The following is a 15,560-nucleotide window of genomic DNA, read 5'->3' as shown; positions in this document are numbered from 1 at the left end:
CGCGGTGCCCGGTTACCGGAGACGCTGCGGACGTCTCAGTACAGCAGGCTGCCCTGGAGTTCGGCGCGGAGATCGGGCGTCAGGACGGTGCCCGCGCGGTCGACCAGCAGGGCCATCTCGTAACCGACGAGGCCGATGTCGCACTCGGGGTGTGCGAGCACGGCCAGCGACGATCCGTCGGAGACGGACATGATGAAGAGGAAACCGCGCTCCATCTCCACCACGGTCTGGTTGACGCTCCCGCCCTCGAAGATGCGGGAGGCGCCGGCGGTCAGCGACGTCAGGCCGGAGGCCACTGCCGCCAGCTGGTCGGCACGGTCGCGCGGGAATCCCTCGGACAGCGCGAGAAGCAGCCCGTCCGCGGAGACCACCACCGTGTGGGACACCCCGGGGGTGTTCTCCACGAAATTGGTGATCAACCAGTTCAGGTTCTGCGCCGCCTGGCTCATCGGACTCAACTAACGCTCCTGCTGGTGAGTGGGGTCAACAACGCCGTGCGTGCCGGTATTCGACCCGGCCTGCCGGCCCTGCTGGATACCCCGACGGAGATTGGTCAGCCGCCCGCGCACATCACTGGGCGCACGCGAGACCTGCGGACCTGTCTGGGCGGGCTGCTGTTGCTGCGCGGTGCCCGCCACGAGATTGGCGCGGGGGACACGGCGGGGCAGCCCGGAGGTGGTGACGCCGCCCGCGGCGGGTTGACGGATCTGCTCCGCCTGCCGCCACGTCTCGTCGTTCGGCGTGCTGCGCCACTGCGCCCCGCCGTCCCCCTGAGCCCCGGGACCCTGCGCCGGTACGTCGTTCGCGGGGCCCTCGTCGCGGGCGGTGCCACGGCGCGGTGCCGGCGCGTCGGACGGACCGGACTGCCGCGGCGGCACACCGGCGGCCGCGGCCGCCGGTGTGCCGAACCAGTTCGACTCGACGGTGTCGAAGATCGGCGTACGGCCGTCACCGGGGCCGGCGGCCGAGCCACTGAGCGCGTCGCCGGACGGCGCACCGCGGTCCTGCGGCTGCGCCACCGGGAACTGGCCGGTCTGGTGTTGGCCGGTGTCGCTGTCGATCTGGTGGAGCTGGCCGGTCTGGTGTTGGCCGGTGTGGCTGTCGATCTGGTGGAGCTGGCCGGTGTCGCTGTCGGTCTGGTGGAACTGGCCCGTCTCGTACTGACCGGTGTCGCTGTCGGGACGCGCGAACTGCCCGGTGTCACCGGGGCCGCCGGCCGTGCCCTGACCGGCCGGACGGGCGAACTCGCCCGCGTCGCGGCCGTCCTGCGGCGCGAACCGGCCGCCGTCGGCCGGGCCGCGCCCGCCCTGAGCGGTGCCCGGCGGCGGGCCGTGGAACTCCGGGCGGGCGAACGCCCCGGTGTCCGCGGGGCCGCCGGCCGAGGCCGTGGGCCGCTCGAAGCCGCCGGTGGGCGTCGGCTCCTCGTGGCCGCGCGGCCGGTCCTGCGCCGGGCGGGGCGCCAGCGGCCAGTCGTCGGAGTCGCCGCGCTCACGGCGCGCACCCCAGCTCGTGGTGCCCGGCTGCGGCTCGCCCGGGCCGTCCTGGGCGCCCGGCGCACCGGCACCGCCCCCCGGCAGTGCGGCGGCGGCACCCCGCGGCGGCAGCTGCGGACGCTCCCCGCGCCGGGGCGCGCCGGTGGGCGGCGCCACGCTCGGCGACTGCTGCTCGTTCCCGTCGCGGGCGGGCAGGCCCGGACGGCCGCCCCCGGGCCGCTGGTCGCCGACCTGAGGCGCACCGGGACGGCCCGCCGGAGCCGGGGCACCGAAACCGCCGGGGCCGTTACCGGGGCCGCCGCGAGAGGGCAGCGCGGGGCGCCCGCCGGCCGACGGACCCGAGCCGACCTGACCGCGTGGCGTCAGCCCCGCGAGCCGGCTGGACGGGGTGCCGCCGGCATCGCCGGCGCCGCTCTTGGCCGGGTTCGGCGCGGGCTTCTTGCCGCCCTGTGCGACGTCCACCGGGAGCATGACCAGCGCGGTGGTGCCACCGGAGTCGGAGGGCCGCAGCTGGATACGGATGCCGTGCCGCAGCGACAGCCGGCCGACCACGAACAGACCCATCCGCCGGGACACCGAGACGTCCACGGTCGGCGGGCTGGCCAGCCGCTCGTTGATCGCCGACAGGTCCTCGGGGGAGAGGCCGATACCGGTGTCGTGGATCTCGACCAGGACGCGGCCGTCCGGCAGCGCGTGACCGGTCACCTTGACCTTGGTCTGCGGCGAGGAGAACGACGTGGCGTTCTCCAGCAGCTCTGCGAGCAGGTGCACGAGGTCGTTGACGACCCGGCCCGCGACCTCGGTCTGCGGTACCGCGTTGAGCTCGATCCGCTCGTACTGCTCCACCTCGGAGGCGGCCGCACGCAACACGTCGACCAGCGGCACCGGCCGCGTCCACCGGCGTCCCGGCTCCTCGCCCGCGAGGACGAGGAGGTTCTCGCCGTTACGGCGCATACGCGTGGCGAGGTGGTCCAGCTTGAACAGCGAGGAGAGCTGGTCCGGGTCGGCCTCGCGGGACTCCAGTTCGGAGATCAGCGACAGCTGCCGCTGGATCAGCCCCTGGCTGCGGCGCGAGAGGTTGGTGAACATCGCGTTGACGTTGCCCCGCAGCAGCGCCTGCTCGGAGGCGAGCCGGACGGCCTCGCGGTGCACGTCGTCGAAGGCCGCGGCCACCTTGCCGATCTCGTCCCGGCTGTGCACACCGACCGACTCGACGGAGGTGTCCACGTCCTGCGGGTCGGCCTCGGACAGCTGCTTGACCAGCTCGGGCAGCCGGTCCTGGGCGACCTTCTGCGCGGTGTCCTGGAGGCGGCGCAGCGAGCGGACCATGGACCGGGCCACGACGAACGCGCCGACCAGCGAGACACCGAGGACGAGCAGGATCAGCGCACCGCTGATGATGGCTTCCTGGGTGGCCTCGTTGCGCAGCTCCTTGGACTTCAGCTCCATCTCGTGGAGCAGCTGCGACTCGATCCGCTTCATCTCCGCGATCTTGACGGTGTCGGAGTCGAACCAGTCGAGGTACTTGTAGTCCTGGGTGCGGATGCCGCCGGCGCTGGCGAACGCGCGGTGCGCGAAGGCGGAGGCGGACTTGATCTCGTCGTTGTTGCCGTCCAGGCCGCGGGTGAGCGCGCCGGCGTTGTTGGTGTAGATCTTCGAGAAGCGATCCCGGGCCGCCTTCTCGTTGATCTCGGCGTTACGGCCGGCCAGCCGGTCGTTGGAGGACAGCTCCGGGCCGCCCGGGTGGGCCAGGCCGGCGCTCACCAGGGCGCGCTGGATCGACGCGTACTCCTTGGCGTTGGAGAACGCCGCCAGCGCACGGGTGCTCTGGATCATCTCCGGGCTGCTGGTGGCCTGCGCCATGTCCTGGGACAGCGCGAGCAGCGTGGTGATCAGCTGGTTGTAGCTGGTGACCGTCCGCGCGGCGTTGCCCTCGTCCTTGTAGGCGCTGGTGCGGATCTCGTTGAGGGTGCCGAGCTGGCGCCCGATGTCCACGAGGTTCGCCCGGACACCGGTCATCGCCGCGTCCTGGCCCTGGATCTCCCCGGCGGCCTGGTTGAAGTTGATCTTGGCGCGGTCGGTCGCCTCACGGGGTGCGAGGACGTTCGCGTCGTCCTTGGTGTTACCGCTGCCGGCGAGCGGACCCGCCGACTTGTCCCGCTCGACCTGGAGCGCGTCGGCGAGCTCGGTCGCCTGCCGCGTCATCTCGGTGAGCAGCTGCATCTTGTCCAGCTGGTCGATGTTCTCCATCGAATCCTGGATACGGAACGCGCCCAGCGTGGTCGCGGCGACGACGGGGAGCGCGAGCAGGGAGACCAGACGGGTGCTGATGCGCCAGTTGCGCAGCGCTATTCGCGAGCCGGGCCCGCTGGGGCCCTTCGAGGCCTGGGGCTTGCCGCTGTCGGCGGAGTCGGCGCCGGGCGCCTGGCCGCTGTGGTCGGACGGCGCACTGCCGCCGTCCGTCTGACCGTTGCTCTGGGCGCGCTGGGGCGTGGAGGCGCGGTCGGTCCCGCCGCGCAGCTCCGGGTCCGCCGCAGCGCTGCCATCCCTCTTGAAACGTCCCTGCACTAGCGTCGCAACCTCTGGACCAGGCGTCCCCCCGCGCTAACGGCGGGACGGTGTCGAGTCGATGGGGGACCGCTGAGTCCCCCATGGCGGTCGTGAGTGACCGGCGGGCTTCCCTCTCTGGCCGAGAGAGCGGCACCACCGCGCGGCGCTACTTTGCGCCCTGCGCGCCGGCTTAAACGTGCGGCGGTCCGTGGAATTCCAGCACAGTGCCGGATCTCCAACAAGAGCGGAGCGGACGGCTGTGACATGGGTGACGCATTGTATGGGGCGCGTTACGGCATGTAGAGGATCGGGCTACTGATAACGGACTTTTGCCCGCGAGTCGATCGCCCGGGTGCGCTGTCCCAGGTGCGGTGATCAGGAGCGGAACGTGCGCTTCAATGCGGCAATGTCCGATTCGCCCATGGATGTTGATCATGGGAAATGCGTCATTTGTCACACCCTTCGTGAGGAAACTCACAGGAAGATCGTTGACTTGACCGCCACTTCGCAGGGAATAGCCCGCATACCCTGACGCTTTACAGGGTTGCCCGGAATGACAAGGGCAGCCCTTTCGGCATGCCCGGTGCGCCATCGCCGGCCCGCCGCATTGCCGTCCCCTTCCCTTAATCCCTCATCTCCTCGCGAGGCATGAAGCAGTGAAGACCACGATGATGTTCCGCAACATAGCCAACCCGCGGCGCACGACCCTGGCGCACCTCAAGGACGCCGACGAACTCGGCACCGCGGCCCCCGAGGCACCGGAGCACACCGTCGAACTGCCCGCCCAGACGGCCAACCCGCGCCGCACCGTCCTGATGGACGCGCCGCAGCAGGACGCCGCCGATTGACGGGAGGCGGAGTGGCCGTTGCCCCGCGATAGCCTGGAGTGTCAACTCCGGCCAGAGATCAATTGAGGGGCAGCGGCAACTCGTGCGCATCGCCAGATTCTCCATCGACGGCAACGTCGGCTTCGGCGTCGTCGAAGGCGACGAACTCGACGTCATCAAGGGGCACCCGTTCGCGGAATTCGAGCGCTCGGGACAGAAAGTCCCCCTCGACAAGATCCGTCTGCTGCCCCCGGTGCTGCCCAACAAGGTCGTGGCGATCGGCCGCAACTACGCCGAACACGCCGCCGAACTGGGCACCACCGTCCCGGACGTACCGGTCACCTTCTTCAAGCCCTCCACCTCCGTGGTCGGCCCCGGCGACCCCATCGCGTACCCCGCCTTCTCGCAGGAACTGCACCACGAGGCGGAGCTCGCCGTCGTCATCGGCCGGATGTGCCGTGAGGTACCCCGCGAGCGTGTCAAGGACGTCATCCTCGGCTACACCTGTGCCAACGACGTCACCGCGCGCGACGTCCAGCAGCGCGAGCAGCAGTGGGCACGGGCCAAGGGTTTCGACAGCTCCTGCCCGCTCGGCCCCTGGGTCGAGACCGCACTGGACCCCGCCGCGATCGCCGAGGGCCTCACCGTCCAGTGCACGGTCAACGGCGAACAGCGCCAGCTGGGCCGTACCAGCGACATGGTCCGCTCCGTCGAGGACCTCATCGTCCACATCACCGAGGCGATGACGCTGCTGCCCGGCGACGTCGTCCTCACGGGCACCCCGGCCGGGGTCGGCCCGCTCAACGTCGGCGACGAGGTCGCCGTCACCATCGAAGGCATCGGCACTCTCACCAACAAGGTGATCAAGCGTGGCTAACGCGACCCCCGTACGCGTCCGTTTCTGTCCCTCCCCGACCGGCAACCCCCATGTGGGCCTGGTCCGCACCGCCCTGTTCAACTGGGCCTACGCCCGGCACACCGGTGGCAGCCTGGTCTTCCGGATCGAGGACACCGACGCGGCCCGCGACTCCGAAGAGTCCTACAACCAGCTGCTGGACGCCTTCCACTGGCTCGGCTTCGACTGGGACGAGGGCCCCGAGGTCGGCGGCCCGCACGCGCCCTACCGCCAGTCCCAGCGCATGGACATCTACCGGGACATCGCCGGCAAGCTCCTGGCCGGCGGGTACGCGTACCGCTGCTACTGCACCACCGAGGAGCTCGACGAGCGCCGCGAGGCCGCCCGGAAGGCCGGCAAGCCCTCCGGTTACGACGGCACGTGCCGCACGGTGACCGCCGAGCAGCAGGCCGCCTACGAGGCCGAGGGCCGCACCTCCATCGTCCGCTTCCGGATGCCCGACGAGCCCCTCACCTTCACCGACCTGGTGCGCGGCGAGCTGACCTTCACCCCGGACAACGTCCCGGACTACGGCATCGTCCGCGCCAACGGCGCGCCCCTCTACACCCTGGTCAACCCCGTCGACGACGCCCTGATGGGTATCACCCACGTCCTGCGCGGCGAGGATCTGCTCTCCTCCACCCCGCGCCAGATCGCCCTCTACAAGGCCCTGATCGAGCTCGGCATCGCCTCCGCGGTCCCCGCCTTCGGCCACCTCCCCTACGTCATGGGCGAGGGCAACAAGAAGCTCTCCAAGCGCGACCCGCAGGCGTCCCTCAACCTCTACCGCGAGCGCGGCTTCCTCCCCGAGGGCCTGCTCAACTACCTCGCCCTGCTCGGCTGGTCCTTCTCCGCCGACCAGGACATCTTCTCGATCTCCGACCTGATCGAGAAGTTCGACATCGCCGACGTCAACGCCAACCCGGCCCGCTTCGACCTGAAGAAGGCCGAGGCGATCAACGCCGACCACATCCGGCGGCTGGACGTCAAGGACTTCATCGCGGCCTGCGAGCCCTGGCTGACGGCCCCGCACGCCAACTGGGCCCCCGAGGACTTCGACCAGGCGGCGTGGGAGGCCATCGCCCCGCACGCCCAGACCCGCCTGACCGTCCTCTCCGACATCACCGCCAACGTCGACTTCCTCTTCCGCAAGGAGCCGGTCCAGGACGAGGCGTCCTGGACGAAGGCCATGGGCAAGGGCGACCCGGCGGCCCTCCTCGCCACCGCCCGCGCCAACCTCGCCGCCGCCGACTGGGCCTCCGGCCCCGAGCCCCTCAAGGCGGCCGTCCTGGCCGCCGGCGAGGAGCACGGCCTCAAGCTCGGCAAGGCCCAGGCCCCGGTCCGCGTGGCCGTCACCGGCCGCACGGTCGGCCTCCCGCTCTTCGAGTCCCTGGAGGTCCTGGGCAAGGCGCGCACCATCGCCCGCATCGACGCCGCGCTGGCGAAGCTGGCGGGCTGATCTCCGACGAGCGCCCTGGGCCCGGAAGCCGTTGCGGCTTCCGGGCCCCCGGCGTATCCGGGAGCGGACGCTCCCTGCCCGTCCACCGGCTAGATTGCCCCCATGCCCCTCCGCGCCGTCCTCTGGGACATCGACGACACCCTCTTCGACTACACCGGCTCGGACCGCACCGGTGCGCTGCGGCACATCGAGGCCGAAGGGCTGCTGGAGGCGTACGGCGGCGCGGAGCCGGCGCTGAAGCGGTGGCAGGAGGCCATGGAGACCGAGTTCGCCCGCTTCCTCGCCGGTGAGGTGGGATTTCTCGATCACCGGCGCGGGCGCGCCAGGACGTTCCTGGGGACCGAGCTCTCCGACGAGGAGGCGGACGCCTGGTTCAGGCGGTACATCGCGCACTACGAAGCGGCGTGGACGCTCTTTCCGGACTCCGAGCCCGCTCTGGAGGCGCTGGCGCCTCTGCTCCGCCAGGCGGTGCTGTCCAACTCCTCCACCGCCAACCAGGAGCGCAAGCTGACCGCGCTGGGCATCCGTGCGCACTTCGAGGCGGTGCTGTGCTCCGCCGAGCTGGGGCACGCGAAGCCGGCCCCGGAGGCGTTCCACGGTGCCTGTGACGCCCTGGGCCTGCCGCCCGCCGACGTCGTCTACGTCGGCGACAAGCTCGACATCGACGCGCTCGGCGCCCGGGACGCCGGTCTGACGGCCGTCTGGCTGGACCGTACGGACACCGCCGATGACCTGCCGCCCGGCGTGCGGCGCATCGCCGGTCTGGCCGAGCTGCCGGGCCTGCTGCGCGGAGTTATCGGTTTTGGTGCCCCGTCCACGATCAGGTAATGTTCTTCCTGCGCCGCCCGAGAGGGCCGAGAGGCCCGGCCGGGAAGCGCAGATCAAAACAAGCCCCCCGCCGGGGGTTGCGCTTTGATGGCCTATGGTGTAATTGGCAGCACGACTGATTCTGGTTCAGTTAGTCTAGGTTCGAGTCCTGGTAGGCCAGCTCGCAGAGCTCATCTGCAAAGCCCCCGTTGTGTAGCGGCCTAGCACGCTGCCCTCTCAAGGCAGTAGCGCCGGTTCGAATCCGGTCGGGGGTACAGATCCTTCCCGGGGAGGTGGTCGGGTCGCACCCGCTGCCTCTCACGCAGGATCGCTAGAGCCCCCGTTGTGTAGCGGCCTAGCACGCCGCCCTCTCAAGGCGGTAGCGCCGGTTCGAATCCGGTCGGGGGTACTGGTCTATACCACCATGGGCTATGGTGTAATTGGCAGCACGAGTGATTCTGGTTCATTTAGTCTAGGTTCGAGTCCTGGTAGCCCAGCGCAGTGTGTCCTTGCGACACGGCTCAACTGCAGCAAAACAGGCCCCCGTTGTGTAGCGGCCTAGCACGCCGCCCTCTCAAGGCGGTAGCGCCGGTTCGAATCCGGTCGGGGGTACGTCACGAGAAGGCCCTCCGCCTCGCGCGGAGGGCCTTCTCGCGTTCAACAGCTCTGCCCGAAGCGCCTGTTGGACTCCTCGGCCTCGGCCAGCCGGCGCAGGCTCAGCAGCACCGGCTCGAACAGCACCGTGCAGGCCACCGCCGCCTCCACCCGCTCGGTCGGGTTCTCGAACTCCTCGATCAGATCCAGTTCCACGACGGCGAGTTGCGCCGCCTGGTGTGCGTACGGCAGCAGGCGCGGGAGGCCGCAGTCGTAGCCGAGGCGGTTGAGTGCCGCGATGGCGGAGACCAGCATGCGGAAGGCGGCGGAGACCTCCGCGACGTCGAGGTTGAAGCGCCAGTCGAGGTGCTCCAGGAGCTCCCGGGCGGTCCGCCGCGCCGCCGCGGTCGTCGGGTCCGCATCGTTCGGCTCCGGGCCGTGCGGGAGGGCCTCCACGGCCGCGCCGAGCCGCATGTGCTGGTCGAGGGACTCGTCCTCGACGGCGGCGAGCACCTCCCGGGCGGTGTTCACGGGGATCCGGCCGACCTGGATCAGCGCGCGGATCAGCCGCAGCCGGCGCAGATGGTCCTCGTCGTACGCCGACTGGGTGGCGCTGATCCGGTGGCCCGGCGGCAGCAGCCGCTCGCGCAGGTAGTACTTGATCGTGGCGGTGGACACCCCGCTGCGCTCACTCAACTCCGCCAGCCGCATCCTCTTGCACCTCTCATTGGGGAGTGGCACTATCCAAACATGGAAGACGGGATAGTGGCGCTATCCAACGTTGCGGATCAAGGCACAGGGGGAGCTGCCATGGGCGACAAGAGCGGCGAGACTAAGAAGAGGGGCGGGAACGGGAAGCCGATTCCCGGGCGGATGACGGCGGACGCCGAGGGGGACGTGGTCGTCTTCCTGATCGGGATGCGCGTCAACAACTGGTGGGCGGTGCGGAGTTGGGTGCCCGTGTTCACCGCGATGCCGCGGATGATCAGGGAACTCTCCCGTGACCGGAGTATCGGCATGCTCGGCACCCGGTTGCTGATGGGATTCCCGCGGCACTTCACCGTCGTCCAGTACTGGGAGTCGACGGAGAAGCTGCTGGCCTACGCCTCCGACCAGAGCGGTGAGCACCGGCCGGCCTGGGCGGCGTACAACCGCCGGCTGCGGGCGGGCCGGGGCAGGGTCGGCTTCTGGCACGAGACGTATGCCGTGCCGGCGGGCTCGTACGAGACCATCTACGGCAATATGCCGGCGCACGGACTCGGGGCGGCGGTGGGCGTGGTGCCGGTCGGGCGGCGCGGGGAGCGGGCCGCCGAGCGGCTGGCGTCCTGAGCGTCGGCCAAGACGTCAGGGGGCGGCCTCCTGGCCCGCGGTCGTCCTGACGGACCCGCGGGACGGGATGCCGCCCCGAGCGTACGGACGGCAGCGCACCCCGCAGCGGGGCGGGCCGGGGCAGGAGCCGTTGTCCGTTGCGGTGGTGGGGCGCGTGGACCGCAACGGCTGAGGCTCAGCTGTTGCGCCGGAGGCCCTCGGTGAGGCGGGCGGCCGCGTCGATGACCGCCTGGGCGTGCATCCGGCCCGGGTGGCGGGTCAGCCGCTCGATCGGTCCGGAGACCGAGACGGCGGCGACCACGCGGCTGGAGGGGCCGCGTACGGGCGCGGAGACGGACGCCACACCCGGCTCCCGCTCGCCGATCGACTGGGCCCAGCCGCGGCGGCGTACGCCGGAGAGCGCGGTGGCCGTGAAGCGGGCCCCCTGGAGACCGCGATGCAGGCGCTCCGGCTCCTCCCAGGCCATCAGGATCTGGGCGGCGGAGCCGGCCTTCATGGGCAGGGTGGAGCCGACCGGGACGGTGTCCCGCAGTCCGGACAGCCGTTCCGCCGCCGCCACACAGATCCGCATATCGCCCTGCCGTCGATAGAGCTGGGCGCTTTCGCCCGTCACATCGCGCAGGTGGGTGAGTACCGGTCCGGCCGTGGCCAGGAGGCGGTCCTCGCCGGCCGCCGCGGCCAGCTCGGACAGCCGGGGGCCGAGGATGAACCGGCCCTGCATGTCCCTCGCCACCATCCGGTGGTGTTCCAGAGCCACGGCCAGCCGGTGTGCCGTGGGTCGTGCGAGCCCTGTCGCCGCGACCAGCCCGGCGAGGGTGGCCGGACCGGACTCCAGGGCACTCAGAACCAGAGCTGCCTTGTCGAGAACGCCGACGCCGCTAGAGTTGTCCATGCAACGATACTCACGTCTCACAGTGTGAAACGCAAGTTCAATTTTCCAGGGAACTCGTCACTCTGGAGACGTGGCCCTCGACCAGGGCACGGCGTAGGGCCCGGCAGGGGTTTCCCGCGGGCGATCGCGCATGGACGAGCAAGGCCGGCACAGTGGCCGGCCGGAGGGATTGCGATGGGTAGGACACTCGCGGAGAAGGTCTGGGACGACCATGTCGTCCGGCGCGCGGCAGGCGAGCCCGACCTTCTCTTCATCGATCTGCACCTGCTGCACGAGGTGACCAGCCCGCAGGCGTTCGACGGTCTGCGCAAGGCCGGCCGCCCGGTGCGCCGGACGGATCTCACCATCGCCACCGAGGACCACAACACCCCCACCCTCGACATCGACAAGCCGATCGCCGATCCGGTCTCGCGTACCCAGTTGGAGACGCTGCGCAAGAACTGCGCGGAGTTCGGTGTCCGGCTGCACCCGCTGGGCGATGTCGAGCAGGGCGTCGTCCATGTGGTGGGACCGCAGTTGGGCCTGACCCAGCCGGGCACCACCGTCGTCTGCGGTGACAGCCACACCTCCACCCACGGTGCCTTCGGCGCGCTGGCGTTCGGCATCGGCACCAGCCAGGTCGAGCACGTGCTGGCCACCCAGACGCTGCCGCTGGACCGCCCCAGGACCATGGCGGTCACGGTCACCGGGGAGCTGGCGGAGGGGGTGACCGCCAAGGACCTGATCCTGGCGATCATCGCCAGGATCGGCACCGGCGGCGGCCAGGGCTACGTCCTGGAATACCGCGGCCCGGCCATCGAGAAGCTGTCGATGGAAGCCCGGATGACCATCTGCAACATGTCCATCGAGGCCGGTGCCCGCGCGGGCATGATCGCCCCCGACCAGACCACCTTCGACTACCTCCAGGGACGCGACCACGCCCCTCAGGGGGCCGACTGGGACGCCGCGGTCGCCTACTGGAAGACCCTGCGCACCGACGACGACGCGGTCTTCGACGCCGAGGTCGTCATCGACGCCTCCTCGCTGGCGCCGTTCGTCACCTGGGGCACCAACCCCGGCCAGGGCGCGCCGCTTTCGGCGAACGTCCCCGACCCTGCTTCGTACGAGGATGCCTCGGAGCGCCACGCCGCCGAAAAGGCCCTGGAATACATGGGGTTGACGGCAGGACAGCCGCTGCGCGAGATCACCGTGGACACCGTCTTCGTAGGTTCGTGCACCAACGGCCGTATCGAGGACCTGCGCTCCGCGGCCGCGATCCTTCAGGGCCGCACGGTCGCCGACGGCGTACGGATGCTGGTCGTCCCCGGCTCGGTGCGGGTCTCCCTGCAGGCCGTCGCCGAGGGACTGGACAAGGTCTTCACCGCGGCCGGGGCCGAATGGCGGCACGCGGGCTGCTCGATGTGCCTGGGCATGAACCCCGACCAGCTGGCACCCGGCGAGCGCTCCGCGTCCACCTCCAACCGCAACTTCGAGGGCCGGCAGGGCAAGGGCGGCCGCACCCACCTGGTCTCGCCCCAGGTCGCCGCCGCAACGGCGGTTCTCGGCCATCTGGCCTCACCGGCCGACCTGTCCGACGTCGACGTCGCCACGCCCGCGGGAGTCTGAACCATGGAAGCCTTTACCACCCACACCGGCCGGGCCGTCCCGCTGCGCCGCAGCAACGTCGACACCGACCAGATCATCCCGGCCCACTGGCTGAAGAAGGTCACCCGCGACGGCTTCGAGGACGGGCTGTTCGAGGCATGGCGCAAGGACCCGGCATTCGTCCTCAACCAGGAGGCGTACAACGGCGCCACGGTGCTGGTCGCCGGCCCCGACTTCGGCACCGGCTCATCCCGTGAACACGCCGTCTGGGCACTGCAGAACTACGGCTTCAAGGCCGTCATCTCCTCGCGGTTCGCGGACATCTTCCGCGGCAACTCCCTCAAGAACGGCCTGCTGACAGTGGTCCTGCCGCAGGAGACCGTGGACCGGCTGCAACAACTGACGGAGACCGATCCGACCGCCGAGATCACCGTCGACCTCGTCGCCCGACAGGTCCGCGCGGTAGACATCACCGCGGACTTCGAGCTGGACGAGAACGCCCGTTGGCGTCTGATGGAGGGACTGGACGACATCAGCCTCACCCTTCGGGAGGAGTCGGCCATCGCCGCGTACGAGGCGAACAGGCCGTCGTTCACACCGCGTACGGTAGAGGTCTGACCTCGGGTTTTATGGCTCAAAGCCATATTGCGTACGATGCGCCCCCTGTGCAGTTGGCAGGGGGCGCATCCGTGTGCCGGGGCGGCTGTTGAGGCCCCGTGAAGCGACAACTCGCCGCAGATGGCACAATTAGCGCATGGAACGCGACGACCAACTCAAGCTCTACGGCGTCGTCGCCGACCGGCTCAAGGTCGCACACGCAAGAGTGCGGACACTGCAAGTCCCGGAGGGCGTACGGATGGCGCTGACCCGGAAGCTGCTCGTCATCACGGCCGCGGCTAAACACGATCTTGCGGACGCGGCAAGGCGTCTGGAGTGGTTCATGGAAGACCTCGACGAAGGTCGTTATCCCGAAGATGTGCACACCGACGGAAGTCCGTGAAGGTCGAGTCCGTTGCGGCACAAGGGTGATAAGCCCGTTTCGTGTTTGATTTGCGGTATATATCTGCCTAACGTGCGAAAAAGCTTGGAAACTTTCGTTCCAGCAATGTCTCCGAAGGGGAAGACGTGAACAAGGCGCAGCTCGTAGAGGCCATTGCCGACAAGCTCGGCGGCCGTCAGAACGCCGCGGATGCGGTGGACGCGGTACTGGACGCAATCGTCCGTGCAGTTGTCAGCGGCGACCGCGTTTCGGTCACCGGATTCGGCTCGTTCGAGAAGGTCGACCGCCCGGCCCGCTATGCCCGCAACCCGCAGACGGGTGAACGCGTGCGGGTCAAGAAGACTTCGGTGCCGCGTTTCCGTGCGGGCCAGGGCTTCAAGGATCTGGTCAGCGGCTCGAAGAAGCTCCCCAAGGGCGGCGAGGTCGCCGTCAAGAAGGCGCCCAAGGGCAGCCTTACGGGCGCCAAGCCCACGGTGAAGAAGGCCGCCGCGAAGAAGGCCGCCGCCAAGAAGGCCGCGAAGAAGGCACCGGCGAAGAAGGTGACCGCGAAGAAGGCCGCGGCGAAGAAGGCGGTGGCGAAGAAGGCACCGGCGAAGAAGGCCGCGGCGAAGAAGGCGGTGGCGAAGAAGGCACCGGCGAAGAAGGTCACCGCCAAGAAGGCAGCGGCGAAGAAGGCCCCCGCGAAGAAGGCCGCCGCCAAGAAGGCTCCGGCGAAGAAGACCACCGCACGCAAGACGACCGCCAAGAAGACCACCGCCCGCAAGCGGTAATTCAGCAGCGGCGACGCAACGCGTCGGGCCGGTCTCCCTTCGGGGAGCCCGGCCCGCGGTGCATGGGAGGACGGGGCCCGTCTAGGCTCTCTGTCATGCAGGCCACCTCGTACACCTACGACCCCGAGACCCGCTCCGGCAGTGTGCTCCTGGACGACGGGACCCCGCTGCCGTTCGACGCGGCGGCCTTTGACGCGGGCGGCCTGCGGCTGCTGCGGCCCGGTCAGCGGGTACGCATCGACGTCGAGGGTGAAGGCGACGCCCGCCGCATCGTCCTCATCACGCTCCAGACGCTCTGATCCCGCGCTCCGGTGCCCCTGTCCCGCTCCGGACGCTGAACCCGCTCCGGGTGCTCCGGATCCCGCTCCGGACGGTCTCAGACCCGCTCCAGAGGCTTCGAATCCCCCTTCGGACGCGCTGAACTGCGGGCGTACCGACGAATACCGACCCCGGCGGCGGGAATACCGACGCACGCGCGCCACGTTGTGGCCTGCAAGGGGCGCACGCAACCCTTAGGGGACGGCCCCTAGGGGATTCACCGCCCACCCGCAGGCCACCCACCCCCTCAGGGAGCGCCCGCCTCCACAGCCGCCCCGTCCTCCAGCGGCGGGGCCTGCCGTGCCGTGTGCGGGCCCACGCCCAGCGCCAGCGCGGCCCGCAGATCCGCGCCGGTGTCCACGTCCCGGCGTACCGACGGCACCTCCGCCGAGCGGATCTCGCGTGCTCCGGAAGCGAGGTGACGGGCCCGCGACGGCCCCCCGAATGCCGGGTCCAATTCCACTCCGGAAGTCGCGGTCAGAAGTGTTGTCCCGATATACGCCGCATCCGCGAGAAAAGCGCGGGGGAATTCCGCGGCGGAATGGAGCACCAGACCGAGCTCGGCCGGACGCAGTGCGGGAAGATCCGCGTTCAGCGCGGCGACGGCGGCACCGGGGCGGCGCGCCCGGACCGTGCTCGCTCCGTGCGTCAGCGCGGCGTTGAGCCCGCGGGCCGGTGTGTCGGGAACAATGTGCGCCCCCAGCTCCGCGAGTCGCTCCCCGGCCAGTCGATCATCCGTGACAACCGCCACATCCCGTACGTATGCGCAGGCCAGCGCCGCGGCGACGGTGTCGAGGGCGAATGCCAGCGCCAACCGGGTCCGGAACTCCTCGCCGGTGGCCGGAGAGAGCCTGCTCTTGGCCCGCACCAGGGGTTTCAGCGGTATCACCAGGCTCCAGGCCGCCGCTGCTCCGCCATCCGCTCCGTCTCTTCGCATCGGCGTCATTCTCCCCCGATGCCGCCGCCGTTCGTCAGGCACGGGGTTACGGTGTTCTCGACATAGCGGGTACCCGGGGCGACAATCGTGCGGCTGCCGGCTCGC

15 protein-coding genes and 5 tRNA genes are annotated in these 15,560 nt (G+C 70.2%); 15 read left to right on the top strand and 5 right to left on the bottom strand.

Annotated features, from left to right (window positions below):
* Positions 1-35: 35 nt before the first annotated feature.
* Positions 36-449 (bottom strand): roadblock/LC7 domain-containing protein, encoded by a 414-nt coding sequence (locus K9S39_RS14690; protein ID WP_248868757.1) that lies wholly within the window; start codon positions 447-449, stop codon positions 36-38.
* 9 nt (positions 450-458) lie between these two features.
* On the bottom strand, positions 459-4,061 hold the full coding sequence (locus tag K9S39_RS14685) for a sensor histidine kinase (RefSeq protein ID WP_248863784.1): 3,603 nt from the start codon (positions 4,059-4,061) through the stop codon (positions 459-461).
* Positions 4,062-4,699: 638 nt separating this feature from the next.
* Between K9S39_RS14685 and K9S39_RS14680 the strand changes: the two genes are divergently transcribed.
* From K9S39_RS14680 to K9S39_RS14640, 9 genes are all read left to right on the top strand, one after another.
* A complete protein-coding gene (locus tag K9S39_RS14680) occupies positions 4,700-4,891 on the top strand; it encodes a hypothetical protein (protein ID WP_248863783.1) in 192 nt (63 codons plus the stop codon).
* Positions 4,892-4,973: 82 nt separating this feature from the next.
* On the top strand, positions 4,974-5,747 hold the full coding sequence (locus K9S39_RS14675; protein WP_248863782.1) for a fumarylacetoacetate hydrolase family protein: 774 nt from the start codon (positions 4,974-4,976) through the stop codon (positions 5,745-5,747).
* On the top strand, positions 5,740-7,224 hold the full coding sequence (gene gltX / locus K9S39_RS14670; RefSeq protein ID WP_248863781.1) for a glutamate--tRNA ligase: 1,485 nt from the start codon (positions 5,740-5,742) through the stop codon (positions 7,222-7,224). Before K9S39_RS14675 ends, gltX begins: the two co-directional genes overlap by 8 nt.
* A gap of 102 nt (positions 7,225-7,326) precedes the next feature.
* On the top strand, positions 7,327-8,052 hold the full coding sequence (locus K9S39_RS14665; RefSeq protein ID WP_248863780.1) for an HAD family hydrolase: 726 nt from the start codon (positions 7,327-7,329) through the stop codon (positions 8,050-8,052).
* Positions 8,053-8,140: 88 nt separating this feature from the next.
* Positions 8,141-8,212: transfer RNA gene (locus K9S39_RS14660), tRNA-Gln, on the top strand.
* A 21-nt stretch (positions 8,213-8,233) separates the two neighbouring features.
* Positions 8,234-8,306 (top strand) — tRNA-Glu (locus tag K9S39_RS14655).
* Positions 8,307-8,367: 61 nt separating this feature from the next.
* A tRNA-Glu gene (locus K9S39_RS14650) sits at positions 8,368-8,440 on the top strand.
* A gap of 16 nt (positions 8,441-8,456) precedes the next feature.
* A tRNA-Gln gene (locus K9S39_RS14645) sits at positions 8,457-8,528 on the top strand.
* Positions 8,529-8,570: 42 nt separating this feature from the next.
* Positions 8,571-8,643 (top strand) — tRNA-Glu (locus K9S39_RS14640).
* Between the two features lie 45 nt (positions 8,644-8,688).
* On the opposite strand, the gene K9S39_RS14635 is transcribed toward K9S39_RS14640, so the two are convergent.
* Positions 8,689-9,336, bottom strand: coding sequence for a MerR family transcriptional regulator (locus K9S39_RS14635; protein WP_248863779.1), 648 nt, complete (start codon positions 9,334-9,336; stop codon positions 8,689-8,691).
* 162 nt (positions 9,337-9,498) lie between these two features.
* On the opposite strand from K9S39_RS14635, the gene K9S39_RS14630 reads away from it, so the two are divergent.
* Positions 9,499-9,954 carry a DUF4188 domain-containing protein gene (locus K9S39_RS14630; RefSeq protein WP_248868755.1) on the top strand — a complete coding sequence of 152 codons (456 nt, stop codon included), beginning with the start codon at positions 9,499-9,501 and terminating at the stop codon, positions 9,952-9,954.
* A gap of 175 nt (positions 9,955-10,129) precedes the next feature.
* Here the strand turns inward: K9S39_RS14630 and ndgR are convergent, their stop codons facing one another.
* On the bottom strand, positions 10,130-10,846 hold the full coding sequence (ndgR, locus tag K9S39_RS14625; RefSeq protein ID WP_248863778.1) for an IclR family transcriptional regulator NdgR: 717 nt from the start codon (positions 10,844-10,846) through the stop codon (positions 10,130-10,132).
* A gap of 174 nt (positions 10,847-11,020) precedes the next feature.
* Here ndgR and leuC point away from each other — a divergent pair, with 174 nt between their 5' ends.
* The 5 genes from leuC to K9S39_RS14600 all read left to right on the top strand — a co-directional run bounded on the left by leuC (position 11,021) and on the right by K9S39_RS14600 (position 14,499).
* On the top strand, positions 11,021-12,451 hold the full coding sequence (leuC, locus tag K9S39_RS14620) for a 3-isopropylmalate dehydratase large subunit (RefSeq protein ID WP_248863777.1): 1,431 nt from the start codon (positions 11,021-11,023) through the stop codon (positions 12,449-12,451).
* Positions 12,452-12,454: 3 nt separating this feature from the next.
* Positions 12,455-13,048: a 3-isopropylmalate dehydratase small subunit gene (gene leuD, locus K9S39_RS14615; protein ID WP_248863776.1), complete on the top strand. Its 594-nt coding sequence runs from the start codon at positions 12,455-12,457 to the stop codon at positions 13,046-13,048.
* Between the two features lie 136 nt (positions 13,049-13,184).
* Positions 13,185-13,430: an SCO5555 family protein gene (locus K9S39_RS14610; protein WP_248863775.1), complete on the top strand. Its 246-nt coding sequence runs from the start codon at positions 13,185-13,187 to the stop codon at positions 13,428-13,430.
* 125 nt (positions 13,431-13,555) lie between these two features.
* Entirely contained in the window at positions 13,556-14,200 is a 645-nt protein-coding gene (locus tag K9S39_RS14605; RefSeq protein ID WP_248863774.1) for an HU family DNA-binding protein, read from the top strand.
* Between the two features lie 95 nt (positions 14,201-14,295).
* A complete protein-coding gene (locus K9S39_RS14600; protein WP_248863773.1) occupies positions 14,296-14,499 on the top strand; it encodes a hypothetical protein in 204 nt (67 codons plus the stop codon).
* A gap of 266 nt (positions 14,500-14,765) precedes the next feature.
* Here the strand turns inward: K9S39_RS14600 and cofC are convergent, their stop codons facing one another.
* Positions 14,766-15,464 (bottom strand): 2-phospho-L-lactate guanylyltransferase, encoded by a 699-nt coding sequence (cofC, locus tag K9S39_RS14595; RefSeq protein WP_248863772.1) that lies wholly within the window; start codon positions 15,462-15,464, stop codon positions 14,766-14,768.
* Positions 15,465-15,560 lie beyond the last annotated feature (96 nt).

It is taken from the genome of Streptomyces halobius, assembly GCF_023277745.1.
Classification (GTDB): Bacteria; Actinomycetota; Actinomycetes; order Streptomycetales; family Streptomycetaceae; genus Streptomyces; species Streptomyces halobius.
The sequence above is the reverse complement of the archived record's forward strand: the minus strand, read 5'-3'. Positions and strand labels throughout refer to the sequence as shown.